The organism is Paraburkholderia sp. J67 (assembly GCF_905220265.1).
Lineage (GTDB): Bacteria > Pseudomonadota > Gammaproteobacteria > Burkholderiales > Burkholderiaceae > Paraburkholderia.
This window is the reverse complement of record NZ_CAJMZK010000012.1, coordinates 82,858-109,294: the sequence shown is the minus strand read 5'-3', so window position 1 is coordinate 109,294 and position 26,437 is coordinate 82,858. Positions and strand designations below refer to the sequence as shown.

Sequence of the window (26,437 nt, the reverse complement as noted above, 5' to 3'; positions counted from 1 at the left end):
GGCCCGCTCAGCCGACGTCCGCGAACACCTGCGCGAGCCAGTCGGCGAACGCACGCACGCGCAGCGAAAGCTGGCGTGCCTGCGGAAACAGCACGGATACCGGCATAGGCGGCGGCGGCTGATCCGCCAGCACGACGCAAAGCTCGCCGTTCGCGAGTTGCTCGCGCACGCGGTAGCGCGGCACCTGTACGAGCCCGAGCCCGGCAATCGCACCCGCCGTGTACAACTCCGCACCGTTCACCGCCACCGGGCCCGGCAGAGTGACGTTGCGCACGCCGTCAGGCGTGCCGAATTCAAGCGGATGCGCGCGGCCCGAAGCCGGCGAAAGATAGTTGACCGCGCGATGCCCCTCCTCCAGCAGCGCCTCGATCGACCCAGGATCGCCGTACGTTTCGAGGTAGGCCGGGCTCGCCACGGTGACCTGTTCGAGCAGCGCGACGCGCCGCGCGATCATCGACGAATCGGACAGCTCGCCCGCGCGCAGCACGCAGTCGATGCCCTCGCGCACGAGGTCGACGAAATGGTCGCCTGAACCGATGAACAGTTCGATACGCGGATAGCGCGCCAGAAACTGCGGCAGGCGCGGCATCACGAAGTACTGCGCTAGCGTGCCCTGCATGTTCACGCGCAGGCGGCCTTGCGGGTCGGTGTCGCGAAAGGCTTCCTCGGTTTCTTCGAGATCGGCGAGCAGGCGCGTGCAGCGCTGGTAATAGGCGTCGCCGTCGGGGGTGGGCTTCACCTGGCGCGTGGTGCGCTCAAGCAGCCGCACGCCCAGACGCGTCTCCAGCCGTTTGATCGAATTCGTGACAGTGGCGCGCGGCAGGTTCAGGTCTTCGGCCGCCTGCGTGAAGCTGCGGCGATCGACGATGCGCGTGAAAATCTGCATCTCCTGGAAACGGTCCAATGGCGGTCTCGTAGAGGTCTTGTGCGGGTTCGCGGGTCGCTGTCATCTTCTCATGACCGCATGGCCCGACCAAAAATACCCGCGCCGCCTTTCACCCCTTCAGCGCCACCCGCTGCACCGCCGCCACGAAGGCCGCGCCCGCGTCCTCGATGCGACCGGAGTTGTCGATCTGCACGAACGACGCGCCCTCGGGCACCTCGAACGGCGCGCGCCGCGCGAGCCGCGCCGCGACCTGCTCCGGCGTCTCGCGTGCACGCGAGGCAAGCCGCGCGGCCAGCACGTGCTGCGCGGCGTTCACGTGCACCAGCGTCATCTGCGGATAGCGCGCCAGCGCTTCGCTCACGTAGGCGCGCGAGCCGTTCACCACGACGGTGCAGCCCAGCTTGAGCCACTGGTCGATCTCCACGCCGATGCCATAGCGCAGCGCGTGGCTGCGCCATTGCAGCGCAAAGAGGCCAAGGCGCGCGCGCGCCTCGAATTCGGTGTCGGTCAGCGCGATATGGTTTTCGCCGCCACCGTCCTCGCGCGTGATGTAGCGATGCGCGAACACCACGCCCTCGGCCGCCAGACGCTTGCGCGCGTAGCCGAGCAGCGTGTCTTTGCCCGCGCCCGAAGGCCCCATCACGTAGATCAACCGGGCAGTCATGCCGGCACCTGCTCGGCGAACGCCACCCGCTGCCACAGCACGAAGGGCGCGCCCGGCTGCGGTTCGACGTAGATCGCCGCGCCGTTCACCGGCAGCGGTCCCGCGTCGCGCATCTGCGTGTTCCAGGCGTGCGTGAGGGCGGCGCGCGTCGGCGCGTCGTCGAGCGAATCGGAGAGCGTCATGTGGAAGCGGAATTCATCGAACACGTACGGATAGCCCCAGGTCTCGACGTAGTCGCGCTGGCGCGGCGTGAGCGGCGCGTCCAGACGCTTCGCCAGTTCGGCGCGCGTCTGGGCGGCGCGCAGCGATCCCAGCGTGCGCAAGGCGTCGGCGGCGAGATCCTGGATCGACTGCGCGCCCGACTCTGTAGCGGCGCGTACCGCGACGAAGCGGCCCAGCGTCGCCGCTTCCGCGGCGATTTCGAAGCGCGAGCGGCGCGCGGCCCAAGCCTGCGTGGCCGCGACGAACGCCTGCGGCGTCACGCCATCGGCAAGCCGGAACGGCGGCACCAGCGTGCCGTGCCAGCCATAGCGCGAAGGCGCGACGGTCAGCGACGCAAGCGGCCGCGCGAGTTCGGCGGGCTGCGGCGGCGCGAGCGTTTCGCCGCTCTCCGGATCGCGGCCAAGCCAGGCACAGCCCGCACGCCACCACACGGAGTCGCGCGGCGGCGCGTAATAGAGCGCGAAGCGCGTCGTCGCGCTCCAATCTGCGTGCGGCGGCATCATAGGTCGTGCTCCACCATCAACTGCACGCGATCGGCCGCGAAATGCGTCACGCCGTACTTGATCGGCACGCCGTCCAGATCGACGTCGACGTTCTCGACCCACAGCACCGGCTGCTGCCGGTTGATGTTCAGCCGCCGCGCCACTTCGGGTTCGGGCAGCACGCTGCCGATACGGCTCCATTTACGCAGATAGTCGTTCACGCCGAATTCGGCGAGCGCCTTCGAGGTGCTGTCCACGCGCTCCATGACGGCGGGCAGATCGGCAAAGCGCGCGGCCGGATACCAGCTGCGCGCGTAGGTGAGCGGCACGCCGTCCGATTCGTGCAGCGTCTCCAGCCGATAGACCAGTGCGCCCGCGCGCAAGCCCAGCGCCTTGGCGACCGTAGGGTCCGCTTTCACGCGCGACGACGCCAGCAACATCCCCACCGCCGAATGCTGATGGCGTTGCAGGTTCTCCGTGAAACGCGTGCGCTTGCCGATGCTGTAGTCGATCGCGCCGGGCTGCACGAAGGTGCCGCGCCCCTGCTCCACGCTCACGAGGCCCTGCGCCGCGAGGCCCAGCATCGCGCGCCGCACGGTATGGCGGTTCACGTCGAAGCGCCTGGCCAGTTCGCCTTCGCTCGGCAGGCGGCCGTCGTCGCCAAAGCCCTTTGCGGCGATCTCTGCCGCAAGGATTTGTTCGATTTGCCGCCACACCGCCAGCCCGGCGCCGCGTTCGAGCGTGCTGTGCTGCGCGTCGTCGTTCGATGTCATGGTGCTGTCATTCCCCTCGGTTTCAATAGCGTTTTGCGCATTGTAGTGGGCAAGGCGTGATGGAAATATGAAAACGTCAGCCCGCGCCACCAAGGTTTCATTGTATCCGCAAACGTCTAGACGTTTAGATGAATAGATGCTTCAATGACGACTCGTGGCGGCACCCCGCGACGTGCGCAACCCGGCCGCGGCGTGCTTGCTTCAAGCAGCGCCTGCCGGTGCCAGAACCCGTTTTCCCGCAGTTCAATCCGTTCACGACACAGGAACTCCGATGAACGCATCCTCCGCCCCGTCCACCGCCGCTGCGTCCGACGCACGCCGCGCCTGGATGGCGGTTCTCGCGCGCACGCCGCGCGCCGAGCTCGAAGCGGCCTTCGCCGCGGCGCTCGGCGGCGAGCCGGCGCCTTCCTTCGACTGGCTGCGCGCCCCGCAGACTGGCCTCGCGATGGTGCGCGGGCGTGTCGGCGGCACCGGCAATGCCTTCAACCTCGGCGAAGCCACCGTCACGCGCGCCACGCTGCGACTGCGTGCGCAAGACGGCGCTGCGGCACATCATCCGACATCCACCGTCGGCGTCGCCTGCCATCTGGGCCGCGACAAGCGCCGCGCCGAACTGGCCGCACTCGCCGACGCGCTCCTGCAACAGCCCGAGCGCCACGCCCATCTGCACGCACAACTGATCGAGCCGCTGGCAGCGCGCCTCGCGGCGCAACGCGCGGCCCGCAGCCACGACACTGCCAGCACCAAGGTCGAGTTCTTCACGATGGTTCGAGGTGACGCATGAACGAACACGCCATGACTGCCGATATCGCCAGGGCGCCCTGCGAGCAAACGCCGATGCATCTGACGCTCGACGCGCTCGCGCCCGGTTTCGCCGATCCGGTGCATGACACGCAAGCCGTGTTCCGCATCCTGCTGAACGCGCTCTCGCGCCCCGGCACGATCGACACCATCGAGACCCCGCTGCCCGCCGCCGAAGTTGCCACCCGACCCGCTACCGACGGCACGCCGCGCGCCGGTCTGGCGGCCTTCGCCGCGCTGCTCGCGCTGGCCGACTACGCCACGCCCATCTGGCTCGCGCAGCCCGACGCCGCGCTGGCCGCCGCGCTGCGCTTTCACGCCGATGCGCCGCTCGCCGCCGCCCCGCGCGACGCCGCCTTCGCCTACGTGCACGCTACCGCCACGCTGCCGCCGCTCGACGCCTTCGCCAACGGCTCGGCCGAATCGCCGGAGCAGTCGGCCACGGTGTTCGTGCGCGTCGACTCGCTCACCGACGGCGCGCCGCTCACGTTGAGCGGCCCCGGCATCGAGACGACACAAACCTTCGCGCCCACCGGCCTGCCCGCGCGTTTCTGGCAGGAACGCGCAGCGCTCGCGCCGCTCTTTCCGTGCGGCATCGACTTCTATTTCGTGTGTGGCGCCCAGATCGTGGGCCTGCCGCGCACGACTCGCGTGGAGATGAACTGATGTACGTCGCCGTCAAAGGAGGAGAGCGCGCGATCGAAGCGTCGTGGCGTCTGCTCGACAAGGCCCGCCGTGGCGACACGAGCGTGCCCGAGCTGTCCGTCGCGCAGATCCGCGAACAGATGCGCCTCGCCGTGGCGCGCGTGATGGCCGAAGGCTCGGTCTACGACGAAGAACTCGCCGCGCTCGCCATCAAGCAGGCCGCCGGCGATCTCGTCGAAGCGATCTTTCTGCTGCGCGCCTATCGCACCACGCTGCCGCGTTTCGGTTACACGGTGCCGGTGGAAACCGAGCACATGCACGTCGAACGCCGCATTTCCGCGACCTTCAAGGACGTGCCCGGTGGCCAGGTGCTGGGCGCGACTTACGATTACACGCAGCGCCTGCTGGATTTCGCCTTGCTAGCCGAAGGCGACGATGCAACGGACACCGAAGCAATTGCGCAACACCCCGCATCGCACGAAGTCGAGCCGATGCCGCGCGTCGTCACGCTGCTGAACCAGGAAGGCCTGATCGAACAGGAAACGGCTTCGGGTGAAGGCGCGGAACCCGGCGACCTCTCGCGCGAACCGCTGTCGTTCCCCGCCGATCGCAGCGTGCGTCTGCAAAATCTCGCGCGCGGCGACGAAGGTTTCCTGCTGGCGATGGGCTACGCCACGCAGCGCGGCTACGCGCACTCGCATCCGTTCGCGGGTGAGATCCGCTTCGGCACGGTCGCCGTGGAAATGGTGCTGGACGAACTCGGCGAGGCCGTCGAGATCGGCGAGATCGACCTGACCGAATGCCAGATGATCAACCAGTTCGCGGGCAGCAAGGACATGCCGCCCGCCTTCACGCAGGGCTACGGCCTCGCCTTCGGCCACGCCGAGCGCAAAGCGATGGCGATGGCGCTGGTCGATCGCGCACTGCGCGCCGAGGAACTGGGCGAGCCGCTCGCCTCGCCTACTCAGGACATCGAATTCATGCTTTCGCATAGCGACAACGTGGAAGCGTCGGGCTTCGTGCAGCATCTGAAACTGCCGCATTACGTCGATTTCCAGGCCGAACTCGAACTCGTGCGCCGCCTGCGCGCGCAGCACGACGCGCCTGCCAGCGACGCATTGCAAACCGGAGAGGCCGCATGAACGCGCCCGATACTTTCGACACGTCGCTCGCCTCGCACGAAACGCAGGCCGCCGACGGCTACAACTTCGCCTATCTCGACGAGCAGACCAAGCGCATGATCCGCCGCGCGCTGCTCAAGGCGGTGGCGGTGCCCGGCTACCAGGTGCCGTTCGCCTCGCGCGAAATGCCGCTGCCGTATGGCTGGGGCACGGGCGGCATTCAGGTGACGGCGGCCATCATCGGCGCGCAGGACACGCTCAAGGTGATCGACCAGGGTTCGGACGACACGACCAATGCCGTCAATATCCGCCGCTTCTTCGCGCGTACGACCGGCGTGGCCACCACGCGCCGCACGAGCGAAGCGACCATCGTGCAGACGCGTCACCGTATTCCGGAAACGCCGCTCACGGACAAACAGATCCTCGTCTATCAGGTGCCGATGCCCGAGCCGCTGTACCGGCTGGAGCCGCGCGTGACCGAATGCAAGAAGCTGCATGCGCTTGCCGACTACGGCCTCATCAGCGTGAAGCTCTATGAGGACATCGTGCAGCACGGCAGCATCGCCACGACCTATGACTATCCGGTGACGGTGAACGGGCGCTATCTCACCTCGCCCTCGCCCATTCCCAAATTCGACAATCCGAAGCTGCACATGAACGCCGCGCTGCAACTGTTCGGCGCGGGCCGCGAGCGTCGCATCTACGCGATTCCGCCCTATACGCCAGTGAAATCGCTCGATTTCGACGATCACCCGTTCGAAGTCCAGCGCTGGGAACACGCGTGCGCGCTGTGCGGTTCGCGCGAAAGTTTCCTCGACGAAATGATCGTCGACGATGCGGGCAAGCGCATGTTCGTCTGCTCGGATAGCGATTATTGCCACGAACGGCGTATCGATCAGGATAGCGAAGCAACAGGAGTCGAAGCATGAATTCAGGCATTCAGCCGCTCTTGAGCGCACGCGGGCTCGCGAAGCAATACGGCGGGCGCAACGGCTGCCACGGCGTGAGCTTCGACCTGTATCCGGGCGAGGTGCTGTGCATCGTCGGCGAATCGGGCTCGGGCAAGAGCACGCTGCTCAACACGCTCGCGCTGCGCACCGAGGCCGATGCCGGCACGCTCGCCTACACCGGCGCGAACGGCGAAGCGCTCGATCTGCGTACGCTGTCCGAGCCGCGCCGCCGTCTGCTCGCCCGCACCGAATGGGGCTTCGTGCAGCAGAATCCGCGCGACGGGCTGCGCATGGGCGTCTCCGCGGGCGCCAATATCGGCGAGCCGCTGATGGCCGTGGGTGCGCGCCATTACGGGCGCATTCGCGAGAACGCACAACAGTGGATGCGCCGCGTGGAACTGGACGACGCGCGCATCGACGAGCTGCCTTCGGCGTTTTCGGGCGGCATGCAGCAACGCTTGCAGATCGCGCGCAATCTCGTCACGGGTCCGCGCCTCGTTTTTATGGACGAACCCACGGCAGGGCTCGACGTGTCCGTGCAGGCGCGCCTGCTCGACCTGTTGCGCACGCTCACGACCACGCTGCATCTTTCGGTGCTGATCGTCACGCACGACATCGGCGTCGCACGCCTGCTCGCGCACCGGCTGATGGTGATGCAAGGCGGCACGGTGGTCGAATCGGGCCTGACCGACCAGGTGTTAGACGATCCTCAACACCCCTACACGCAGACGCTGGTGGCCTCCGTGCTGCCGGTCTAGGATGAACGCCATGACTCTGAATCCCCTGGTTTCCGTGGTTTCCCCAGCCGCGCGCGCGTTCGCCGAGCGCCCCGCGCTCATGCTGCGCGCCGAAGACGTGCGCAAGACCTTCACGCTGCATGGTCAGGGCGGCATCGGCATCGAGGCACTTGCGGGCGTCTCGCTCGACGTGGCGCGCGGCGAGTGTGTCGTGCTGGTCGGTCCCTCGGGCGCGGGCAAGAGCACGTTTTTGCGCTGTCTCTACGGCAACTATCTGGCGAGCGGCGGCTCGATCGCCATTCGCGACGATGCAGCGCCCGAACAGCACCTCGAAATCACCGGCGCCGAGCCGCACGACGTGCTGCGCCTGCGCCGCAACGTTGTGGGCTATGTGAGCCAGTTCCTGCGCGTAATTCCGCGTGTATCGGCGCTCGATATCGTGGCCGCGCCGCTAGTGTCGCGCGGCGTGGAGGAAGACGAAGCGCGCCAGCGCGCGGCCGCCTTGCTCGAACGCCTGAACGTGCCGCGGCGTCTGTGGCCGCTCGCGCCCGCCACGTTTTCTGGCGGCGAGCAGCAGCGCGTGAACATCGCGCGCGGCCTGATCGCGCAGCATCGCGTGCTGTTGCTCGACGAACCCACGGCCTCGCTCGATGCGGAAAACCGCGAAGTGGTCGCGGGGCTGATCGTCGAAGCGCGCGAGCGCGGCGCGGCGATCGTCGGCGTGTTCCATGACGAGGACACGCGCGAGCGCGTCGCCACCCGCGTGCTGGCGCTACGCGCGCCCGTTGCCGCGCCGGAGCACGCAAGCGCCGCCGAAGCCGCCTGAACGTTTGACATACGCTTCACGTACCCTTTACAGCCTGACTCAAGACCTGATTTCTGGAGCCTGACGATGTTGATCAAAAACGCTCGCATCGTGACGCGAGACGACGTTTTCACCGGCACGCTGCATGTCGAAGGCGAGACGATCCGCGACATTTCGCGCGGCTCGACCGCTGCGCCCGAGGCCGAGGACTGGGAAGGCGACTTCCTGTTGCCGGGCCTCGTCGAGCTGCACACCGACAACCTGGAAAAACACCTCGCGCCACGCCCAGGCGTGCACTGGAACACGGACGCCGCCTTCGTGATCCACGACGCGCAGATCGCCGCCGCCGGCATCACCACGGTATTCGACGCGCTCGCCATCGGCACGCGTCTGGCCGTGGGCGTGCGCGGCCGCGACGTGCAGCTCGCGAGCGCCGCCGCGCTCTCGCGCTTCTCCGAGCGCAAGCTGCTGCGCGCCGACCACTTCCTGCACCTGCGCTGCGAGATCGCCACCCAGGACGTGATCGAACTGTTCGATACGTTGAGCACGCATCCGCTGCTGCGCCTCGCCTCGGTGATGGACCACACGCCGGGCCAGCGCCAGTGGCACGATCGCGCGCAGTGGCGCCGCTATCAGGAGCGCCACGGCAAGTGGACCGACGAGCACGCCGAAAACCTGCTCACCGAGATGGAAACCGAGCAGGAGCGCTTTGCTGACGCACACCGCCGCCAGATCGTCGAGCGTTGCCACACGCGCAATATCCCGCTCGCGAGCCACGACGACACGCTCGTCGAACACGTCGAGCAAGCTGCCGACGAAGGCATCGTGCTCGCGGAATTCCCGACCACGCGCGCCGCCGCCGAAGCAGCCAGACAGCGCGGCATCGCCACGATCATGGGCGCGCCCAACGTCGTGCGCGGCGGCTCGCACTCGGGCAATGTGTCGGCGCTCGAACTGGCGCAGGCGGACCTGCTCGACATCCTCTCGTCCGACTACGTGCCGTCGAGCCTGCTGACCGCGGCGTTCGATCTCGTGACCAAAGCCGACTGGACGTTGCCGCGTGCGCTCGCCACGGTGTCGTGGGAACCGGCGCACAAGGCCGGTCTCACGGATCGCGGCGCAATCGAGCCGGGCCTGCGCGCGGACTTCGTGCGCGTGACCATGCTCGACACGCTGCCGGTGCCGCGCGCGACGTATCGTGCGGGGCAACGCGTGGTCTGACACGCGCTGATCGCAGCGCTTGCTTGACTGCTGCATTGCGTCAAAGGCGTGCCGTAGCCAACAGCGAAACCAACGGCACGCCATCGTTTCGATTTCAACTTCCCTTCATGCGCTGCGTGCGGTCCTACGACCGCGTCGGCGCATGCCTTCAACTGTTGCGGCAGAGCATCGCAATCCCATTTCCGCGGCTTCCTCCGCGCCCCTTTTGGCCACCCCGAAAGCCTTGCTGAACAAGGCTTTGCGCCCTGCGCCCCAAAGGCGCGAACGTTCGTTAGAGCGCTTCTTCACTCGCCATCCGGTATTACACTAGCGACGCAGCATTTTTGACCGGGTAAGCTTTGCGCCGCCGCTCGCAGCAACGCTTGCGAGGTCATCCGAATCTCCGGCGCGAGCCGCGTCGGAACAATGCGCCGTGGCGGCACGACCGCACATGGCGCGCCATGAACCATAAGAGGAGTACAAAGAGTGAAGAAACTGCTTGCCACCCTGTCGGTTGCCCTGCTGGCCGTTTCGGCTAGTGCCGCTTACGCAAAGGATTGGTCCACGGTGCGCTTTGGCGTCGACGCGAGCTACGCTCCGTTCGAATCGAAAGCTCCCGATGGCAAGCTGGTCGGCTTCGACATCGACCTCGGCAACGAGATCTGCAAGCGCATGAACGCAAAGTGCGTGTGGGTCGAGCAGGACTTCGACGGCATGATCCCGGGCCTGAAGGCGAAGAAGTTCGACGGCGTGCTCTCCTCGATGACCATCACCCCGCAGCGCGAAGAGCAGATCGCGTTCTCGGCCAAGCTGTTCAACACGCCGACGCGTCTGGTCGCCAAGAAGGGCACCAGCTTCCAGCCGACGGCTGACTCGCTCAAGGGCAAGTCGGTGGGCGTCGAGCAAGGCACGATCCAGGAAACCTACGCGAAGGACAACTGGGCGCCCAAGGGTGTCAACGTCGTTCCTTACCAGAACCAGGACCAGGTCTATGCCGACCTGATCTCGGGCCGTCTGGACGCAGCGCTGCAAGACGAAGTGCAAGCCGACCTCGGCTTCCTGAAGACCCCGCGCGGCGCAGGCTTCCAGTTCGCCGGCAAGGAAATCCCGACGGGTGCAGCCGCTATCGGCCTGCGCAAGGACGACGCCGACCTGAAGACCAAGATCGACAAGGCTATCGCCGACATGATCAAGGACGGCACGTACAAGAAGATCGAAGCCAAGTACTTCGACTTCGACGTGTACGGCGGCTAAGCCTCCAGGCGCTGTCGCGCCGCGGCCGCGTTTCACACGCGGCCTGCTGCGCCAGGCCGAAAGCCCGGACCCTCGTGGTCCGGGCTTTTTCGTTTTGGGCGAGCCGAACGCCGTTCCTTCCGACCGGCGCGATTCTGTCCGCTGCGCGGATCGGCTAAGATCATGGACACCGGCCCGCCAGCGGGCCATTCCTCCGGCCACGCCCGAACAACGCACCTCGCACACCCTGCGCCACAAGCGCAGTGCGCGCATCCATCATGCAAACCCACCACCATCCGTTGATTGCGCCCGCTCTGGGCACCGCGCGAGAGATCACGAGTTTCCACTACGGCAAGCCCGGCGGCCAGAAGGTCTACGTGCAGTCGTCGCTGCACGCGGACGAATTGCCCGGCATGCTCGTTTCCTGGGCGCTGCGCCGCAAGCTCGCCGCCATCGAGGCCGAAGGACGCATGCGCGGCGAAGTCGTGGTCGTGCCGGTGGCGAACCCCATCGGCCTCAACCAGCAATTTCTCGGCCATCTCGTGGGCCGCTTCGAGTCGAACACCGCGCAGAACTTCAACCGCAACTTCTACGAACTGACGGCGCTCGTGCCGCAGCAGATCGAAGCGCGCCTGGGCGCCGACGCCAACGCGAACCTGAAAACGATCCGCGCCGCGCTGGGCGAAGCGCTCGCCGCCCAGCAACCGAAGACGGAAATCGACTCGCAGCGCCTTGCGCTACAGCGCCTGTCCTACGACGCCGATATCGTGCTGGATCTGCATTGCGACTGGGAAGCCGCCATGCATATCTACACGAATCCCGAACTCTGGCCCGAAGTCGAACCGCTCGCGCGTTATCTGGACGCCAAGGCTTCGCTGCTCGCGCTCAATTCGATCGGCAACCCGTTCGACGAGATTCATAGCTTCTGCTGGTCGGATTTGCGCGAGCGCTTTGGCGATCGCTTCCCGATTCCGCACGGCTCGATTTCGGTGACGGTCGAATTGCGCAGCCAGCGCGACGTCTCGCATGAGTTCGCCGAGCACGACGCGCAGGCTATCGTCGACTATCTGATCGGACGCGGCGTGATCGACGGCGCGGCCGCCCCGCTGCCGCCACTCGCGCATCCGGCCACGCCGCTCGCGGGCACGGAGCCGATCGTCGCGCCAGCGAGCGGCGTGATCGTGTTCCGCGCCGACTGCGGCTCATGGATCGACGCGGGCACGCCCGTAGCCGACATCGTCAACCCGCTCACCGACGAAGTGACCACCCTGAGCGCGAGCGTGAGCGGCGTGATGTACGCGCGCCATAGCGCGCGCTTCGCGACCGCCGGGATGGAGATCGCACGCATTGCCGGCGCGACGCCGATCCGCTCGGGATCGCTGCTCTCCCTTTAACGCCTCGCTTGCCCCCTTGCACGCCCCGGCTCATTCGTGAGCCGGGGCGTCGTCCATTCTGGCCGCCCGGCCACACGGTTGCGCCCTGCGACTATTGCAAAAAACGTCGCAATCAGCACGATTCGGGGCGATATCGCCCCGTTTATTGACGGTCTCGAAGTATCAGAAAAATAACAGACTGTTCATGCAAATCGCGTAGCCGAGCTTACAAAGCAGAAAATCTTATAAAGGTTATTTGACAGGCTGCCGGCGCCTCGCAAACCCTCAAAATTCCCAGCAAATCCAATCCCAACAAGGCTTTCGGCCGATCGACCCGGCTCGCAAGCCCCCTGTCGCATCCACGCCACATAACCGCGACATTTCAGCGACATATCCTTACTGTCACATTTCTTTCGCTAGCGACCCTTAAATTGCAGCGCGACACACGAACTGGCCCACACGAGGCCGGAGACATACTTTCTTTCATCCGGAGAAACAGTTGAAAAAGAAGATTCTGACCACCGCTATCCTCGGCCTGATCGCCGGCTCCGCTCACGCACAAAGCAGCGTCACGCTGTACGGCCTGATCGACGCTGGTGTGAGCTACATCAACCACGTCCAGAACGCCACGAAGGGCAGCTCGAAGGCATTCCAGTACGGTGACGGCGTTGCACAAGGCAGCCGTTGGGGCCTGCGCGGCACGGAAGACCTGGGCGGCGGCCTCAAGGCGATCTTCGTCCTTGAAAACGGCTTCAACAGCGGCACGGGCGCTGCTGGTCAAGGCAGCTCGATGTTCGGCCGTCAAGCCTTCGTCGGCCTGTCGCAAAGCAACATCGGTTCGCTGACGTTCGGCCGTCAATACTCGTTCAGCACCGACATCCTGGGCGGTTCGTACTCGACCGGCGGCAACACGGTTTCGGGCAACTGGGCCTACCACGTCAACGACGTCGACCAGCTCACGTCGAGCCGTATCAACAACGCCGTCAAGTTCCAGAGCGTGAACTTCTCGGGCTTCACGTTCGGCGGCCTGTATGGCTTCTCGAACACGACGTCGTTCGCTGGCGCACCGTCGACGAGCGCAACGGCTTCGTCGCGCGCATTCAGCTTCGGCGCGAACTACGCGTACGGCCCGCTGAGCATCGGCGGCGCATACACGGACATCACGTACCCGGCTTCGGCTTCGACGACGACCTTCTCGACGTCGCTCGCCAACGTCAACACGGCTGGCTCGAGCGTGATCCGCGACCTGCGCTCGTTCGGCTTCGGCGGCCGCTACGTCTACGGCCCGGCTACGGCATGGCTGCTGTGGACGAACACGCGCTTCGAACCGATCACGGGTTCGTCGACGCTGTACAACGCGTACGAAGCAGGCGTCAAGTACGCCTTCACGCCGGCTCTGACGACGGCTGTTGGCTACACGTACTCGCGCGCTTCGGGTCTGTTCACGGCGCACTGGAACGACGTCAACGGTTCGGTCGACTACGCTCTGAGCAAGCGCACGGACGTCTACGGCCTCGTCGCCTGGGAAGAAGCGTCGGGCTCGTACAAGGGCACGCCGGTTCAAGCGCAGATCGGCGATTCGTCGTCGAGCATCTTCGCACCGTCGGGTTCGGGTTCGCAGGAACAAGTCGCGGTTCGCGTCGGTATCCGCCACAAGTTCTAAGCATGACGAACGCAGCGCCTGCCTTGCGGGCGCTGTGGGCTATGCGCAAAGGGCATCCTTCGGGATGCCCTTTTTAACTGGTACATCAAGCTTTCTGTCTCGCGCGTGCGCCCCTGCGGCGTCGTGCAACCTGCCGCCTCGCGCGCGCTTCTGGTACGCTGCGCCCTTTCCCCTCGCAGCATTCGACCCGATGGAAATCCCTTTCAACGAAGCCGGCGTTTCGGTCACGCGCACCGCACTCTCCGCCGCGGGACAAATCTTCGCCCTGCGCGACATCGACGATCTACGCGTCGTGACGATCCACCGCAACCGTGTGGTGCCCATCGTCCTTTCGCTGATCGGCGTGGCGCTCGCAGCCTTTGGCGGAGCCTACGGCTCGGGCGCCGGGCTCGGCTGCGGCGTGATGATGGTGGTGGTGGGCTGGCTCGCGTGGATCTGGCAGGAGGTCACACACCGCCTGCTGGTGGTGACGAAGGGCGAAACCCGCGAGGCGGTATCGAGCAGCGACCGCACCTTCGTCGAGCGTGTCGAGCAAGCCGTGCGCGCCGCGAAGGCCGCCAGCGCCGATAACCCGGCGCCGCGCCCCGCCGCGCAGTAGCAACTCCCGCAGCACCGGCTGCCGCAGCACCGGCAGCCGCAGTAAGGCCTGCTACAGGACCGCCGCCCGCGCGCGGCGCGTCACCCTTCCAGGGCGATCGGCTTCGTGTGCCAGATGTCGCGCGCGTACTCGGCAATCGCGCGATCCGACGAGAACGTGCCCATTCCCGCCACATTCAGGATCGCGCTCGCGGTCCACTTCGGCGTATCGACGAAGCGCTCGTCCGCGGCTTCCTGCGCCTCGATGAACGCCGCGTAGTCGGCCAGCACCAGGTAGTGATCGCCCCAGTCCACCAGCGTGTGGAAGATGTCCGAATAGCGCGCCGGGTCGCCGGGCGAGAAGAAGCCCGTGCGGATCTGGTCGAGCACGGTGCGCAACTCGGCATTCTGTTCGTACACCTGACGCGGCCGGTAACCGGCGCAACGCAGCGCATCGACCTGATCGGACGTGTGCCCGAAGATGAAGATGTGCTCGTTGCCCACCGCATCGCAGATCTCGATGTTCGCGCCGTCTAGCGTGCCCATCGTCAGCGCGCCGTTGAGCGCGAGCTTCATGTTGCCGGTGCCCGACGCCTCCGTACCCGCCGTCGAAATCTGCTCGGACAGATCGGCGGCCGGAATCACCACCTCGGCCACGCTCACGCCGTAGTTCGGCACAAACACCACCTTCAGGCGGTCGCCCACCACGGGATCGTGATTGATCTTTTCGGCCACGTCGTTGATGAGGCGGATGATGGTCTTCGCCATGCGATACGCCGACGCCGCCTTGCCCGCGAACAGCACCACGCGCGGCACCCAGTCCCGTTCGGGCTCCTGCACGATACGGTTATAGCGCGTGATGACGTGCAGCACATTGAGCAGTTGCCGCTTGTATTCGTGGATGCGCTTGACCTGCATATCGAACAGCGCATCGGGATTGAAGGTGAGGCCCGTGCGCGCGGTGAGACGGCGAATCAGCCGGATCTTGTTCTCGCGCTTGGCCTCGCGAAAAGCCGCGGCAAAGGCGGCGTCGCCGCTGAATTTGCGCAAGCCGTCCAGTTGAAACAGATCGGTGCGCCAGTGCGTGCCGATGGTGTCGTCGACGAGACGCGAAAGCGACGGACTCGCCTGGCCCAGCCAGCGGCGCGGCGTGATGCCGTTGGTGACATTGGTGAAGCGCTCGGGAAAGAGCCGGGCGAAATCGGCGAAGATGTCGCGCGTCATCAACTGCGAATGGAGTTTGGAGACGCCGTTGACCTTGTGGCTCGCAACGATCGCCAGATAGGCCATGCGCACGCGCCGCTGCCCGTATTCATCGACGAGCGAAATACGGCGAATAAAGTCGAGATCGTGCGCGCCCTTGTCGCTCGCCTCGCGCAGGAAGGCCGCGTTGATGTCGAAGATGATTTCGAGGTGGCGCGGCAGCAGGCGCGCCAATAGTTCGACGTCCCAGGTTTCGAGCGCTTCGGGCATCAGCGTGTGGTTCGTGTACGAGAACACGCGCTTGATATGGCCCATCGCCTCGTCCCACGGCATATGGTGGACATCGACGAGCAGGCGAATCAACTCGGGAATCGCCAGCACCGGATGGGTGTCGTTCAGATGCACGGCGACCTTGTCGGAGAAACGCCCGAAGGTGCTGTGCGTGCGCAGATAGCGGCGGATCAGATCCTGCATCGTCGCCGAAACGAAGAAGTATTCCTGGCGCAAGCGCAGCTCGCGCCCCGCCATCGTCGAATCGTCGGGATAGAGCAGGCGCGATACGTTCTCCGAAATATTTCTCGCTTCCACGGCGCGCTGATAATCGCCCTGGTTGAACGCGGAGAGGTCGAGTTCCTCGTCGGCGCGCGCGGACCACAGGCGCAGCGTGTTGGTCGCGCTGGTGTCGTAGCCGGGAATCACGGTGTCGTAGGCCATCGCGTTGACGTGGGTGGTCTCGATCCACTCCACCTGGCCGTCGCGCTGCACCGTGCGCCCGCCGAAGTGCACCGGATACTGCACCTCGGGCCGCGGGAACTCCCACGGATTGCCCGAGCGCAGCCAGTAGTCGGGCGCCTCGACCTGCTCGCCATTGATGATCTGCTGGCGAAACATGCCGTAGTCGTAGCGGATGCCGTAGCCGAAACCCGGAATACCGAGCGTCGCCATCGAATCGAGAAAACAGGCCGCCAGCCGCCCAAGGCCGCCGTTGCCGAGCGCGGCATCGGGCTCGAGATCGATCAGCGATTCCATATCGACGCCCACGCCCGCCAGCGCTTCCTTCATCGGTTCGTAGATGCCGAGCGCCAGCAGCGCATTCGAGAAAGTACGGCCGATGAGGAATTCCATCGACAGGTAATAGACGCGTTTGACGTCCTGGTCGTACTGGCGGCGCGTGGTGGTCATCCAGCGCTCCACCAGCCGATCGCGCACGGCCAGCGCGGCCGCGTGCAACCAGTCCTGCGGGCGCGCGGTCACAGCGTCCTTGCCGACGCCGTACATCAAGCGGTTGGAGATGGAACGGCGCAGCGCATCGGCGCTGCTTTTCAACTGATCGAATTCAAGACCGACGGCTGTCATCGAATGCCTCCCGAAAAAAGCAGCGCGCTGCGGGATGCCAGGATGGCGGACGCGGCGCGCGGGCGTTCGGAGCTGCGCTTGCACGTCGCGTGCCGCGAGGCGGGACACTCACGCGCGGCGACGCGCGGGCACCGTCGCGGTGCATTCTCCTCGGCAGAAATCGCGTGCCAGCAGGCGCAGATCAGTTTGCAGAGTAGGACATTTTCAAGACGTGCGGCGGCGCGGCATCCGTGCGATCCGCTGCGGCGGTATTGGCCTGATGGATGACGCGATACGCGCCGCGTGGCACGGGCCTTAGCGTTCGCGGATGGGGTGCGGGTTGGCTGTTAGTTGCGATATGGACGATGAGCGCGCGACCATTTCCGCTTCGCCTTACAGCCAGCCCACGCTCTGAAGCACGCGCTGCATAATCGCGCCACCTCTGTAACAATCGCTGGATCGTTCGCGCGAAGCCCACGCTGTTCGCCTGGCGCCCTCGCCGAACCCGCCCCGACCACGCCCGAGATCAACCTTGTCCGAAACCGTATCCGCGCCCAAAGACACCGGGCGCGCCGACGCCCCCATGACGGCGAAAAACCGCCGCGCGATGGCCGCCGTGATGCTTGCCGTCGCGCTGGCGACGCTCGACACCGCCATCGCCAACACGGCCCTGCCCGCCATCGCCGCCGACCTGCACGCCGCGCCCGCCGCCTCGGTGTGGATCATCAACGCCTATCAGCTTGCGATGGTCGCCACGCTGCTGCCGCTCGCCGCGCTCGGCGACATCCTCGGCCATCGGCGCATCTATATCAGCGGGCTCGCCATCTTCACCGTGGCGTCGCTCGCTTGCGCGCTCGCGCCCACGCTCACGGCGCTGGCTGGCGCCCGCGTGCTACAGGGCCTCGGCGCGAGCGCGATCATGAGTGTGAACACGGCGCTGATCCGCTTCCTGTACCCGCCGCACCGGCTCGGACGCGGCCTCGGCATGAATGCGCTGGTCGTGGGCGTGTCGTTCGCCGTGGGCCCGACTATCGCGTCGCTGATTCTCTCGGCGGGCACCTGGCCGTGGCTCTTTGCGATCAACGTGCCGCTCGGCGTGATCGCGCTCGTGTTCGCCATGCCCGCGCTGCCGCAAACGGCGCGCGGCAAGCATTCGTTCGACCCGCTCGCGGCGCTGCTCAATCTCGTGACCTTCGCTGCGCTGATCTTCGCGCTCGGCGAGGCGGCGCAGCGCGCGCCGCTCAAGGAAGTCGCGACGGCGGCCGCCATTGCGCTCGTGTTCGGCGCGCTGCTGATCCGCCGCGAGATCGGGCATCCCGCGCCGATGCTGCCACTCGATCTGTTCAAGCGCCCCGTGTTCGCGCTGTCGTCGCTCACGGCAGTCTGCTCGTTCGCGGCGCAGGGTCTCGCGTTCGTATCGCTGCCGTTCTATTTCGAAACCGTGCTGCTGCGCAGCCAGGTGGAGACCGGCTTCCTGATGACGCCCTGGCCCGTGGTCGTGGCCGCCGCCGCGCCCATCGCGGGGCGGCTCTCGGACCGCTATCCGCCCGGCCTGCTCGGCGCGATCGGCCTCGCGATTCTTGCGGTGGGGATGGCGTCGCTCGCGATGCTGCCGGTCCACCCGAGCGTGATCGACATCGTGATCCGCATGGCGATTTGCGGCGCGGGCTTCGGCTTTTTCCAGTCGCCCAACCTGCGCGCGATCATGGCGGCCGCGCCGCCCGAACGCAGCGGGGGCGCAAGCGGCACCATCGCCGTCTCGCGGCTGCTCGGGCAGACCACGGGCGCGGCGCTGGTGGCATTGTGTTTTGGCATCGTGGGCAAACATGGCCCGACGCTGGCGCTCGGCCTGGGTGCGGCGTTTTCAGCCGTGGCGAGCGTGGCGAGCGGCTTGCGGTTGTTCGCGCCGTCGCACCGGAAGGTGAATCATTGAAACGCGGCGGCGCGTTACGCGTTGAACGCGCCGCCTCTTTGCATCAGCGCTTGAAGTAGGCCTTCACGGCTGCGACGAAGGTGTCGATATCGGCGGCGCTCACGTCGAGATGGGTCACGAAGCGCGACGCGTAGAGCATCTGCGTGAGAATCCCGCGCTCCTTGAGCCACGCCTCCAGCGCCGCGCAGTCGGTCTGCGGGAACTGCGCGAACACCATATTGGTGGCGTGCGACATCAGCTTGACCTCGTCGATCTGCGCGAGCCCGGCGGCGAGGCGCGCGGCGTTCGCGTGATCGTCGGCGAGACGCGCGACGTTGTGATCGAGCGCGTAGAGACAGGCCGCCGCCAGCACGCCCGACTGGCGCATGCCGCCGCCGAGCACCTTGCGCCAGCGGTGCGCCACGTCGATCAGCGCGCGGCTGCCCACCAGCACCGAGCCGACCGGCGCGCCCAGCCCCTTCGAAAAGCAGATCGACATCGAATCGAAACCCTCGGCCATCGCCTTAAGCGACTGATTCGAGGCCACGGCCGCATTGAACACGCGCGCGCCGTCGAGGTGCGTCGCGAGCCCACGGCCATGCGCGAACTGCGTGGCCTCGGCGACGTAGGCCGCCGGCAGCACCTTGCCGCCGATGGTGTTCTCGAGCGCGAACAGGCGCGTGCGCGCGAAGTGATCGTCGATGGGTTTGATCGCGGCGGCGACGCGTTCGAGCGGGATCGAGCCGTCCTCCGCGTTCTCGAGCGGCTGCGGCTGGATGCTGCCGAGCACCGCCGCGCCGCCGCCTTCGTACTTATAAGTGTGCGCGGCCTGGCCGACGATGTATTCGTCGCCGCGCCCGCAATGCGCCATCAGCGCGGCGAGGTTGCTCTGCGTGCCGCTCGGGAAGAACAGCCCGGCTTCCTTGCCGGCCTCTTCGGCTACGCGTGCCTGGAGGCGCAGCACGGTGGGGTCGTCGCCCCAGACGTCGTCGCCGGTTTCGGCGCGGGTCATGGCGGCGAGCATGGCTTGGCTCGGGCGGGTAACGGTGTCGCTGCGCAGGTCGATCATGCGATGGAGTCCTAGAGTGAGCCGCACGCGGCCCAACTGGCAAGGCGCGCACGACGCTTGAGCGCCGCGCATCGAAGCCATGCGCGGCGTGGAAACCATCGAGTGTATTTTCAAACCGCGCACCGTGGCAAATCGCTGAAAAAGCAGCGACCGCCTCGATGCGCCAGGTGCGCGTGGATCAGCGCGAGGGATTAACGCGAAAGCAGCGGCAGCGGATCGACGGGCTTGCCGTCGCTGCGCACTTCGAACTGCACGCCCGCGACGCCGTTGTTGTCGACGCCCATTTCGGCGATCGGCTGGCCTTGCGAGACGGCGTCGTCTTCCTTGACGAGCAGGCGGCCGTTATGGCCGTAGGCCGTCACGGTCTGGTCGTTGTGCTTGATGATGACGAGCGGGCCATAGGCTTCGATGCCCGCGCCCGCGTAGACCACGCGGCCGGCCGCGGCAGCCTTGACCGGCTCGCCCGGCGCGCCGCCGATCACGATGCCGGTCGACTTGCCCGGCACGAAACGCTGAAGGATGGGTCCGCGCGCCGGCCACGCGAGCGCGACGCTCGCCGCGACCGGGGCGGGCACGGCGACGCCGTTGGCGGCGGGCGCAGTGCTCGTGAAGGCAGGCGGCTGCGGCGCGGCGCTGGCGCTGTAGCCGGGCGGGGGCGCGACGCGCAGCACCTGACCTGGCAGCACCTGCGCGTTAGGCGGCAACTGGTTCCAGCTCGCGAGATCCTGGGCGCGCTGGCCGTAGGCCGACGCGATACGCGAGAGCGTGTCACCCGGATTGACGCGGTAATAGCCGGCGGGCACGCCGTTGGACGTCGGGGCGGGCGCAGACGGGCTGCCCTCCCACGGCGTGAAGGTACAGGCGCTGCAGGCAAGCGTGAGTGCAGCCAGTGCCGCGTACGCGCCCGGATTTCGCCATTGTTGATTCATGTTGCAGTTCCTCGCTGGTTCCTCGCTACGTACGACGGGGATACGTATTTGGATGCGCGTAGGGCCGCCGGCGTTCGCCCGCGAAACCCTCTCCGTTTCAAGCCGGAATTGGCGAACGGCCCCCATTATATCGTTCTGGCCGCAGCGGCTTTTTTAACGCGCACGTCGGCCTGCTGGGCATTCGATCCGGGGCGGCAGCATTCTCCTTGAGCGCGCATACAAACTCGCTAGCCCTGATCGCGCCCTCGCCTATACTGGGTCTAACCGATTCCCATAATCAGACAAAAAGAAAAGCTGACGACCCGCCTCTCGCTGTGGTGCAACGTCCCCGAGGGATCCCAGGATGAACAAAGCCACTTTCGTTTCCGTGCAGATCAACATCGAAGACGTCGCGGCATCGCCGGGCCTTGTCGAATTGTTGAACAACCATCTCGTCTTCGCCGCCGATGTTGCCGAAGCCGCTGACGAACTCGTCCAGCACGCCAGCGTTGCGCGCCTCTCCGGCGGCGTGCAGGCGACGGTCGAGATCCCCGCTGTCGTTATCGAACGTCTGCGCGACGCCCTCGACACCTTGAGCGGCTACGACGAAACGTGGCTGTTCGCGCTCGAACCCGGGCGTGCGCTTTTCGACGATATCGCACGCCGCCCGCGCCTGCTGCACTGAGCACAGGCTCATTACTGGCCACGCCGGGTCGGGTTGCGCGAGTACCCGTCCCGCCTGACCGCCAGCCGAACGCAGCAGCCCGCCACCCCGTTCAACGCACGGGGTCGCTCGTCCGGCCGGATATTTCAGGGGAAACGCCGTGAAGTCTTTCCTGCATCGCCGTAACGCCGTGCTGTCGGGCGGCGCATCTCACCTCGTCGCCGTGGGCGCCGAGTCCGCCGCTGACAACGCCAGCGCCCAGGACGTCGAAGTTCTGCGCGACGCACCATCGGGAGCAAATCTTGAGCCTGACACAGCTAGCGCGGAAGCGCAGGCTTCGGCCGAACTCGATACCAGCTCAGCGGCAGTACCCGATCCCAACCTGACGCCGCGACCCGTCTCCACGCTGCATGCGGTCCCGGCCGTGCCCGCGCACCTTGCCAATCGTCCGGTGCAACTCGCGGACGGCGCGTCGTTCGCGGCGCTGGCCGCTGCTGAAGAGTTGAGCACCTTCCGCGTGTTCCGCAGTTTCGATTATTCGGTGACGCTGCTGTTTCATCCGAACACGCTCTCGTACTTCGTGGCCATGCACCAGGACAACACGCTCTGGCATGCCTTCCGGGCCGCCGATCTCGATTCCGCGGGCGCCGTATTTCATCACCTCGAGGAGCAGGCGACGCGCCTCGCCGATGGCGAAACGCGCCTCGCGCAACTGGCCGCGCAGAACGCAATGCTCACGAAGCAGATCGAGGAATCAGAGGCGCATGCGGAGCGGCTGCGCGTCGATCTGCAACGGCACGCAGAACAGGACCATCGGGTGAGCGCTCGCCAGCATCAGGCGCGCAAGGACGTGGCGCAGCTGGAGGCACAGCGCATTGCGGCCCAGGCGCAGTTGAACAAGGCGCACCGGACGATCCATCAATTGAGCGTGACGAGCAACGAAGGCGTGCCGCATTTGCCGGGGCGCTGAGGGTGCCCGGGTGTCGCGCTGGGCGGCACCACACAAAACCGCCGCCCCAAAAGGAAAAGCGCGGGCCGGTAAGGACCGGGCCGCGCTGGACTGCATGCTGCTACTGCGTACTGCACTTGCTACTTCTACTGCCTCATACACCTGCGAGTACTGCCTACTGCAACAACTAATGCAACCTCTTTGCGTACTGCCACATCTACTTCGCACTACCAACTTCTACTGCTTTCTCTCACGCAACAACAACTGCAACATCTACTGCCAACTACACCTCTTTGCTTACTGCGACCTGCTACTACGTACTGCAACTGCCAACTGCACAAGCAACAACAGAACAACAACTGCGCACTGCGTACTGCGTACTGCCACTCTCTACTACACCTCTGTGCTGCTTCGACCTTCTACTGCTTACTGCAACGGCTAACTACTCAAGCAACAACAACTACGCGCTACGTACTGCCACTCTCTACTACACCTCTGTGCTGCTTCAACCTTCTACTGCTTACTGCAACCGCTAACTACTCAAGCAACAACATCTACTGCTCACTGCCACTACAAACTACACCTCTGTGCTTGCAACGACCTGCGACTGCTTACTGCCACATCAACGACTCTCACTACTTTCCAACCGCCTTCTTCGCGAAGCCGTACATCGCAGCTTCGCTTTCAACTCAAGACCACAACTGGCTTAGTGGCCGAAATACACAGCTTGCGACGGTACGACGTGTTCCGGCTGCACGGCCGGACCGCCCGCTTGCGACGTGCCAACAGCCGGCGCGCCGTAACCGCTCGTATCACCGCGAGCCAGCTTTTCCTGGGTCACGCGTGCCTGGGCGGCCTGCAGATTTTCGGGGTAATTCACACGATCAGCGCCCGGGTTGTAGCCAGCCTGTTCGAGCTCGACGAGCTCGGCGCGCACCTGGGCGCGGGTCAGACCTTGCTGGTTCGACTGGGCAAACGAAAGCGCCGGAACGACAAGAGCGGCGGCCACGACAACTGCGGGGATAAGCTTCTTCATGATTCGACCTCCATCTGTTTTATGTTCGCTTTCGGCTTTGGTGTCCGTCTGCGATTGACTGAAGTCTAGGCTTTTATCCGCTCTAGGGAAAACCCTAATTCCTAAATACACTGTTGCGAAATCAGTAACAAAAAAGGGGAACCCGGTGGGGTTCCCCTTTTCATTCGACAAATACCCGCAAGGACAATGCGGGTAATCGACGCAGTGAGCGCTAACTTAGCCGCTCAAAGCGCGAGTCACGACCAGTCGGCGTGGAAGCTGCCCGGCTTGTCCGTGCGCTCGAACGTGTGCGCGCCGAAGAAGTCGCGCTGCGCCTGCACGAGGTTCGCGGGCACGCGTTCCGAGCGATAGGCGTCGAAGTACGCAACCGCCGATGAGAACGCCGGCACCGGCACGCCGGCCTTCACGGCCTCGATCACCACGTCGCGCAGCGCTGCCTGATAGTTCGCGGCGATGTCGCGGAAATAGGGATCGAGCAGCAGGTTGGCGAGTTGCGGGTCCTTCGCGTAGGCGTCGGTGATCTTCTGCAGGAAACGCGCGCGGATGATGCAGCCCGCGCGGAAGATCTTGGCGATGGTGCCGTACTGCAGGTCCCACTTGTACTCGTCCGAGGCGGCGCGCAGTTGCGCGAAGCCCTGTGCGTACGAGATCACCTTCGAGAAGTAGAGCGCGCGGCGCACTGCCTCGATGAAGGCCGCGCGGTCGCCCGCGAACGGCTTCGTGTCCGGGCCGCTCAGCACCTTGCTCGCGGCCACGCGCTGCGTCTTGAGCGACGAGAGCACGCGCGCGAACACGGCTTCGGTGATGAGCGGCAGCGGCGCGCCCAGATCCAGCGCGTTCTGGCTCGTCCACTTGCCGGTGCCCTTCTGCGCCGCACGGTCGAGAATCACGTCAACGAGGTATTGGCCCGTCTCGTCGTCCTTCTTGTCGAAGATCTTCGAGGTGATTTCGATCAGGTAGCTGTCGAGCTCGCCCTGGTTCCACTCGGTGTAGACCTTGCCCAGTTCCTCGTTCGAGAGGCCGACCACCTGCTTGAGCACCGCGTAGCTTTCGGCGATCAGTTGCATGTCGCCGTACTCGATGCCGTTGTGCACCATCTTCACGTAGTGGCCAGCACCGTCCGGGCCCATGTAGGCCACGCACGGCTCGCCGTCCGCCGGCGCCTTGGCGGCGATTTCGGTGAGGATCGGTGCAACCAGATCGTAAGCATCGCGCTGACCGCCCGGCATGATCGACGGGCCCTTGAGCGCGCCTTCTTCGCCGCCCGACACGCCCGTGCCGATGAAATGCAGGCCCGCCTTCGCGAGTTCCGTGTTACGGCGGATCGTGTCGGTGAAGTGCGTGTTGCCGCCGTCGATCAGGATGTCGCCCTTGTCCAGCAGCGGCTTGAGCGCCTCGATGGTGGCGTCGGTGGGCTCGCCCGCCTTGACCATCAGCAGAATGCGGCGCGGCTTCTCGAGCGATTCCACGAACTCTTCGAGCGTGTACGTCGGCACCAGCTTGCGCTCGGGGAACTCAGCGATCAGCTCATCGGTTTTCTCGCGGCTGCGGTTGAACACCGACACCGCATGGCCGCGGCTCTCGATGTTGAGCGCAAGATTGCGCCCCATCACGGCCAGACCCACCACGCCGATTGCCTGTTTGCTCATGTTGACTCTCCACTTCAATCGATTGGGGTGACGCCCGCGCAGGTCTTGCGAGAGACGTCGATCGTGCAAGGATAAGGGAAACGCACCAACGATGCGCAATCGCGCGCACCGGCGGCCCGGTCATATCAGACCGCGGCGCGGCCCGTGTGTTCGCCCGCCTTCGCGGGCTGTCATGCGTTCGTTGCTGCGTTCCGGCGCGCGCTTCGTGAGCGCGCACGGCTTATCGAGGGCCGCGATTATCGCGCACTTATTGCTCACCCGGCACTCGCCGCCGACGCCTTGCGGAAAACGACGGTGAAATTGTTCGCCGGCATCGGCACGACGGCCTCGCAGACGAAGCCCTCGGCGCGCGCGAGCGCTTCGACGGCTTCGAGGTCCCGCACGCCCCATGCCGGGTCGCGCGCGCGCAGATCGGCATCGAACGCTTCGTTGGACGGCGCGGTGTGCGCGCCGTCACGCCGATACGGCCCGTACAGCACCAGCGCGCCGCCAGGCGCCACGCGCGCGCCCGCGCCTTTCATCAGCGCAATCGAGGCTTCCCACGGCGAGATATGGATCATGTTGATGCAGACGATGGCATCGACAGCGTCGAGCGGCCAAGGCTCACGGCGCACGTCCAGATCGAGCGGCTCGCGCAGATTGGCGAGGCCCGCGTGTTCGCGCCACGCAGCGATGGATGCGCGGGCGCGCGGGTCGGCATCGCTCGGCTGCCAGTCGAGGCCGGGCAGCGCCGCCGCGAAATGCACGGCATGCTGGCCCGTGCCGCTCGCGATTTCCAGCACCGTGCCGCGCGCGGGCAGCGCCGTGCGCAGGACGTCGAGAATCGGCGCGGCGTTGCGCGCGGCGGCGGGCGCGTTGAGGCGCAGGCTGTCTTGAGGGTCGTTCATCGTGCTCGGGTTGGATTCAGATCGGATTCAGTACAGGCTCTTTTTCATGCGTTCGGCGAGATCGGCTTCATAGCGTTCGACGTCGAAGCCCTCGCCGTACTGCTCGTCGCTCACGCGGCGCAGCATTTCGCCCGCGCTCGGCAGTTGCGCGCGCTCGACGTGGTGCGCCGGGTCCCAGAGGTTCGAGCGCGCGATCGCCTTGGCGCAGTGGAAGTACACGCTTTCCACCTCGATCAGCAGCACCGAGCGCGGCGGCTTGCCGTCCACGGCGAAGCTCGCGAGCAACGCGGCATCGAGGCTCACGCGCGCGCGGCCGTTCACGCGCAGCGTCTCGCCGACGCCCGGCACCATGAACAGCAGGCCGACCTGCGGCGCAGCCACCACGTTGCGCAGACTGTCCACGCGATTGTTGCCGGGCCGGTCGGGTAGCGCGAGCGTGCGCGAATCGAGGATGCGCACGAAGCCCGGCGCGTCGCCGCGTGGCGAACAGTCGAGGCCGTCAGGGCCGCCCGAGGCCAGCACCACGAAGGGCGAAAGCTCGATGAAGCGGCGGTAATCGGCATTGATGAAGTCGATTTCCTTGCGCAGCGAGCGTTCGTTCGGCGCGCCGTAGTGCGCTTCGAGTTCGGCGATGGTATTCAGCATGGGGCGCTTCCTCGTCGATGGGCGGGTGAAGAGCGATACGTTAACGCGC

The 26,437-nt window shown here is 65.9% G+C and carries 25 protein-coding genes; 14 read left to right on the top strand and 11 right to left on the bottom strand.

The window, feature by feature from the left end:
* Positions 1-7 precede the first annotated feature (7 nt).
* The 4 genes from U5782_RS22000 to phnF all read right to left on the bottom strand — a co-directional run bounded on the left by U5782_RS22000 (position 8) and on the right by phnF (position 3,027).
* On the bottom strand, positions 8-904 hold the full coding sequence (locus tag U5782_RS22000; protein ID WP_322045998.1) for a LysR family transcriptional regulator: 897 nt from the start codon (positions 902-904) through the stop codon (positions 8-10).
* A gap of 91 nt (positions 905-995) precedes the next feature.
* Entirely contained in the window at positions 996-1,550 is a 555-nt protein-coding gene (gene phnN / locus U5782_RS21995; RefSeq protein WP_322045997.1) for a phosphonate metabolism protein/1,5-bisphosphokinase (PRPP-forming) PhnN, read from the bottom strand.
* The gene (locus U5782_RS21990; protein WP_322045996.1) at positions 1,547-2,275 is read right to left on the bottom strand and encodes a DUF1045 domain-containing protein; all 729 of its coding nucleotides are present in this window, start codon (positions 2,273-2,275) and stop codon (positions 1,547-1,549) included. The genes phnN and U5782_RS21990 overlap by 4 nt, the downstream gene beginning before the upstream one ends.
* Positions 2,272-3,027 carry a phosphonate metabolism transcriptional regulator PhnF gene (phnF, locus tag U5782_RS21985; RefSeq protein WP_322045995.1) on the bottom strand — a complete coding sequence of 252 codons (756 nt, stop codon included), beginning with the start codon at positions 3,025-3,027 and terminating at the stop codon, positions 2,272-2,274. The genes U5782_RS21990 and phnF overlap by 4 nt, the downstream gene beginning before the upstream one ends.
* A 271-nt stretch (positions 3,028-3,298) precedes the next feature.
* Between phnF and phnG the strand changes: the two genes are divergently transcribed.
* The 11 genes from phnG (at position 3,299) to U5782_RS21930 (ending at position 14,153) form a co-directional block, all read left to right on the top strand.
* Entirely contained in the window at positions 3,299-3,811 is a 513-nt protein-coding gene (phnG, locus tag U5782_RS21980) for a phosphonate C-P lyase system protein PhnG (protein ID WP_322045994.1), read from the top strand.
* A gap of 53 nt (positions 3,812-3,864) precedes the next feature.
* Positions 3,865-4,494, top strand: a complete 630-nt coding sequence (gene phnH / locus U5782_RS21975) for a phosphonate C-P lyase system protein PhnH (RefSeq protein ID WP_322046104.1) — start codon at positions 3,865-3,867, stop codon at positions 4,492-4,494.
* Positions 4,494-5,615 carry a carbon-phosphorus lyase complex subunit PhnI gene (locus tag U5782_RS21970; RefSeq protein ID WP_322045993.1) on the top strand — a complete coding sequence of 374 codons (1,122 nt, stop codon included), beginning with the start codon at positions 4,494-4,496 and terminating at the stop codon, positions 5,613-5,615. Before phnH ends, U5782_RS21970 begins: the two co-directional genes overlap by 1 nt.
* Positions 5,612-6,523, top strand: coding sequence for an alpha-D-ribose 1-methylphosphonate 5-phosphate C-P-lyase PhnJ (locus U5782_RS21965; protein ID WP_322045992.1), 912 nt, complete (start codon positions 5,612-5,614; stop codon positions 6,521-6,523). The genes U5782_RS21970 and U5782_RS21965 overlap by 4 nt, the downstream gene beginning before the upstream one ends.
* A gap of 8 nt (positions 6,524-6,531) precedes the next feature.
* Positions 6,532-7,302 (top strand): phosphonate C-P lyase system protein PhnK, encoded by a 771-nt coding sequence (gene phnK, locus U5782_RS21960; protein WP_322046103.1) that lies wholly within the window; start codon positions 6,532-6,534, stop codon positions 7,300-7,302.
* Positions 7,303-7,312: 10 nt separating this feature from the next.
* Positions 7,313-8,107, top strand: a complete 795-nt coding sequence (gene phnL, locus U5782_RS21955) for a phosphonate C-P lyase system protein PhnL (protein WP_322045991.1) — start codon at positions 7,313-7,315, stop codon at positions 8,105-8,107.
* Positions 8,108-8,173: 66 nt separating this feature from the next.
* Positions 8,174-9,307, top strand: coding sequence for an alpha-D-ribose 1-methylphosphonate 5-triphosphate diphosphatase (locus U5782_RS21950; protein WP_322045990.1), 1,134 nt, complete (start codon positions 8,174-8,176; stop codon positions 9,305-9,307).
* Between the two features lie 465 nt (positions 9,308-9,772).
* Entirely contained in the window at positions 9,773-10,540 is a 768-nt protein-coding gene (locus tag U5782_RS21945; RefSeq protein WP_322045989.1) for an ABC transporter substrate-binding protein, read from the top strand.
* Positions 10,541-10,797: 257 nt separating this feature from the next.
* Positions 10,798-11,913: a succinylglutamate desuccinylase/aspartoacylase family protein gene (locus U5782_RS21940; RefSeq protein ID WP_322045988.1), complete on the top strand. Its 1,116-nt coding sequence runs from the start codon at positions 10,798-10,800 to the stop codon at positions 11,911-11,913.
* A gap of 478 nt (positions 11,914-12,391) precedes the next feature.
* Positions 12,392-13,555 (top strand): porin, encoded by a 1,164-nt coding sequence (locus tag U5782_RS21935; protein ID WP_322045987.1) that lies wholly within the window; start codon positions 12,392-12,394, stop codon positions 13,553-13,555.
* A gap of 190 nt (positions 13,556-13,745) precedes the next feature.
* Complete coding sequence (locus U5782_RS21930) at positions 13,746-14,153, top strand: DUF6232 family protein (protein WP_322045986.1); 408 nt, start codon at positions 13,746-13,748, stop codon at positions 14,151-14,153.
* Positions 14,154-14,233: 80 nt separating this feature from the next.
* On the opposite strand, the gene U5782_RS21925 is transcribed toward U5782_RS21930, so the two are convergent.
* On the bottom strand, positions 14,234-16,690 hold the full coding sequence (locus U5782_RS21925; protein ID WP_322045985.1) for a glycogen/starch/alpha-glucan phosphorylase: 2,457 nt from the start codon (positions 16,688-16,690) through the stop codon (positions 14,234-14,236).
* A 562-nt stretch (positions 16,691-17,252) separates the two neighbouring features.
* Here U5782_RS21925 and U5782_RS21920 point away from each other — a divergent pair.
* Positions 17,253-18,602, top strand: a complete 1,350-nt coding sequence (locus tag U5782_RS21920) for an MFS transporter (protein WP_415914378.1) — start codon at positions 17,253-17,255, stop codon at positions 18,600-18,602.
* Between the two features lie 43 nt (positions 18,603-18,645).
* On the opposite strand, the gene ltaE is transcribed toward U5782_RS21920, so the two are convergent.
* Positions 18,646-19,650 carry a low-specificity L-threonine aldolase gene (ltaE, locus tag U5782_RS21915; RefSeq protein WP_322045983.1) on the bottom strand — a complete coding sequence of 335 codons (1,005 nt, stop codon included), beginning with the start codon at positions 19,648-19,650 and terminating at the stop codon, positions 18,646-18,648.
* Positions 19,651-19,841: 191 nt separating this feature from the next.
* Positions 19,842-20,579 carry a peptidoglycan DD-metalloendopeptidase family protein gene (locus U5782_RS21910; protein ID WP_322045982.1) on the bottom strand — a complete coding sequence of 246 codons (738 nt, stop codon included), beginning with the start codon at positions 20,577-20,579 and terminating at the stop codon, positions 19,842-19,844.
* Between the two features lie 343 nt (positions 20,580-20,922).
* Between U5782_RS21910 and U5782_RS21905 the strand changes: the two genes are divergently transcribed.
* On the top strand, positions 20,923-21,243 hold the full coding sequence (locus U5782_RS21905) for a hypothetical protein (protein ID WP_322045981.1): 321 nt from the start codon (positions 20,923-20,925) through the stop codon (positions 21,241-21,243).
* A gap of 139 nt (positions 21,244-21,382) precedes the next feature.
* On the top strand, positions 21,383-22,192 hold the full coding sequence (locus U5782_RS21900) for a DUF2968 domain-containing protein (RefSeq protein ID WP_322045980.1): 810 nt from the start codon (positions 21,383-21,385) through the stop codon (positions 22,190-22,192).
* A 685-nt stretch (positions 22,193-22,877) separates the two neighbouring features.
* Here the strand turns inward: U5782_RS21900 and U5782_RS21895 are convergent.
* The 4 genes from U5782_RS21895 to U5782_RS21880 all read right to left on the bottom strand — a co-directional run bounded on the left by U5782_RS21895 (position 22,878) and on the right by U5782_RS21880 (position 26,388).
* A complete protein-coding gene (locus tag U5782_RS21895; protein ID WP_322045979.1) occupies positions 22,878-23,207 on the bottom strand; it encodes a DUF4148 domain-containing protein in 330 nt (109 codons plus the stop codon).
* 236 nt (positions 23,208-23,443) lie between these two features.
* Positions 23,444-24,856 (bottom strand): NADP-dependent phosphogluconate dehydrogenase, encoded by a 1,413-nt coding sequence (gndA, locus tag U5782_RS21890; RefSeq protein ID WP_322045978.1) that lies wholly within the window; start codon positions 24,854-24,856, stop codon positions 23,444-23,446.
* A 254-nt stretch (positions 24,857-25,110) separates the two neighbouring features.
* Complete coding sequence (locus tag U5782_RS21885; RefSeq protein ID WP_322045977.1) at positions 25,111-25,743, bottom strand: DUF938 domain-containing protein; 633 nt, start codon at positions 25,741-25,743, stop codon at positions 25,111-25,113.
* Between the two features lie 27 nt (positions 25,744-25,770).
* A complete protein-coding gene (locus U5782_RS21880) occupies positions 25,771-26,388 on the bottom strand; it encodes a pyridoxamine 5'-phosphate oxidase family protein (protein WP_322045976.1) in 618 nt (205 codons plus the stop codon).
* Between the last annotated feature and the right edge of the window lie 49 nt (positions 26,389-26,437).

Coding starts and splice junctions, on each gene's coding strand:
- phnN (WP_322045997.1), bottom strand. CDS start 1,550: ATGACTGCCCGGTTGATCTACGTGATGGGGCCTTCGGGCGCGGGCAAA.
- U5782_RS21990 (WP_322045996.1), bottom strand. CDS start 2,275: ATGATGCCGCCGCACGCAGATTGGAGCGCGACGACGCGCTTCGCGCTC.
- phnF (WP_322045995.1), bottom strand. CDS start 3,027: ATGACATCGAACGACGACGCGCAGCACAGCACGCTCGAACGCGGCGCC.
- phnG (WP_322045994.1), top strand. CDS start 3,299: ATGAACGCATCCTCCGCCCCGTCCACCGCCGCTGCGTCCGACGCACGC.
- phnH (WP_322046104.1), top strand. CDS start 3,865: ATGCATCTGACGCTCGACGCGCTCGCGCCCGGTTTCGCCGATCCGGTG.
- U5782_RS21970 (WP_322045993.1), top strand. CDS start 4,494: ATGTACGTCGCCGTCAAAGGAGGAGAGCGCGCGATCGAAGCGTCGTGG.
- U5782_RS21965 (WP_322045992.1), top strand. CDS start 5,612: ATGAACGCGCCCGATACTTTCGACACGTCGCTCGCCTCGCACGAAACG.
- phnL (WP_322045991.1), top strand. CDS start 7,313: ATGACTCTGAATCCCCTGGTTTCCGTGGTTTCCCCAGCCGCGCGCGCG.
- U5782_RS21950 (WP_322045990.1), top strand. CDS start 8,174: ATGTTGATCAAAAACGCTCGCATCGTGACGCGAGACGACGTTTTCACC.
- U5782_RS21940 (WP_322045988.1), top strand. CDS start 10,798: ATGCAAACCCACCACCATCCGTTGATTGCGCCCGCTCTGGGCACCGCG.
- U5782_RS21930 (WP_322045986.1), top strand. CDS start 13,746: ATGGAAATCCCTTTCAACGAAGCCGGCGTTTCGGTCACGCGCACCGCA.
- U5782_RS21925 (WP_322045985.1), bottom strand. CDS start 16,690: ATGACAGCCGTCGGTCTTGAATTCGATCAGTTGAAAAGCAGCGCCGAT.
- U5782_RS21920 (WP_415914378.1), top strand. CDS start 17,253: ATGACGGCGAAAAACCGCCGCGCGATGGCCGCCGTGATGCTTGCCGTC.
- ltaE (WP_322045983.1), bottom strand. CDS start 19,650: ATGATCGACCTGCGCAGCGACACCGTTACCCGCCCGAGCCAAGCCATG.
- U5782_RS21910 (WP_322045982.1), bottom strand. CDS start 20,579: ATGAATCAACAATGGCGAAATCCGGGCGCGTACGCGGCACTGGCTGCA.
- U5782_RS21905 (WP_322045981.1), top strand. CDS start 20,923: ATGAACAAAGCCACTTTCGTTTCCGTGCAGATCAACATCGAAGACGTC.
- U5782_RS21895 (WP_322045979.1), bottom strand. CDS start 23,207: ATGAAGAAGCTTATCCCCGCAGTTGTCGTGGCCGCCGCTCTTGTCGTT.
- gndA (WP_322045978.1), bottom strand. CDS start 24,856: ATGAGCAAACAGGCAATCGGCGTGGTGGGTCTGGCCGTGATGGGGCGC.
- U5782_RS21885 (WP_322045977.1), bottom strand. CDS start 25,743: ATGAACGACCCTCAAGACAGCCTGCGCCTCAACGCGCCCGCCGCCGCG.
- U5782_RS21880 (WP_322045976.1), bottom strand. CDS start 26,388: ATGCTGAATACCATCGCCGAACTCGAAGCGCACTACGGCGCGCCGAAC.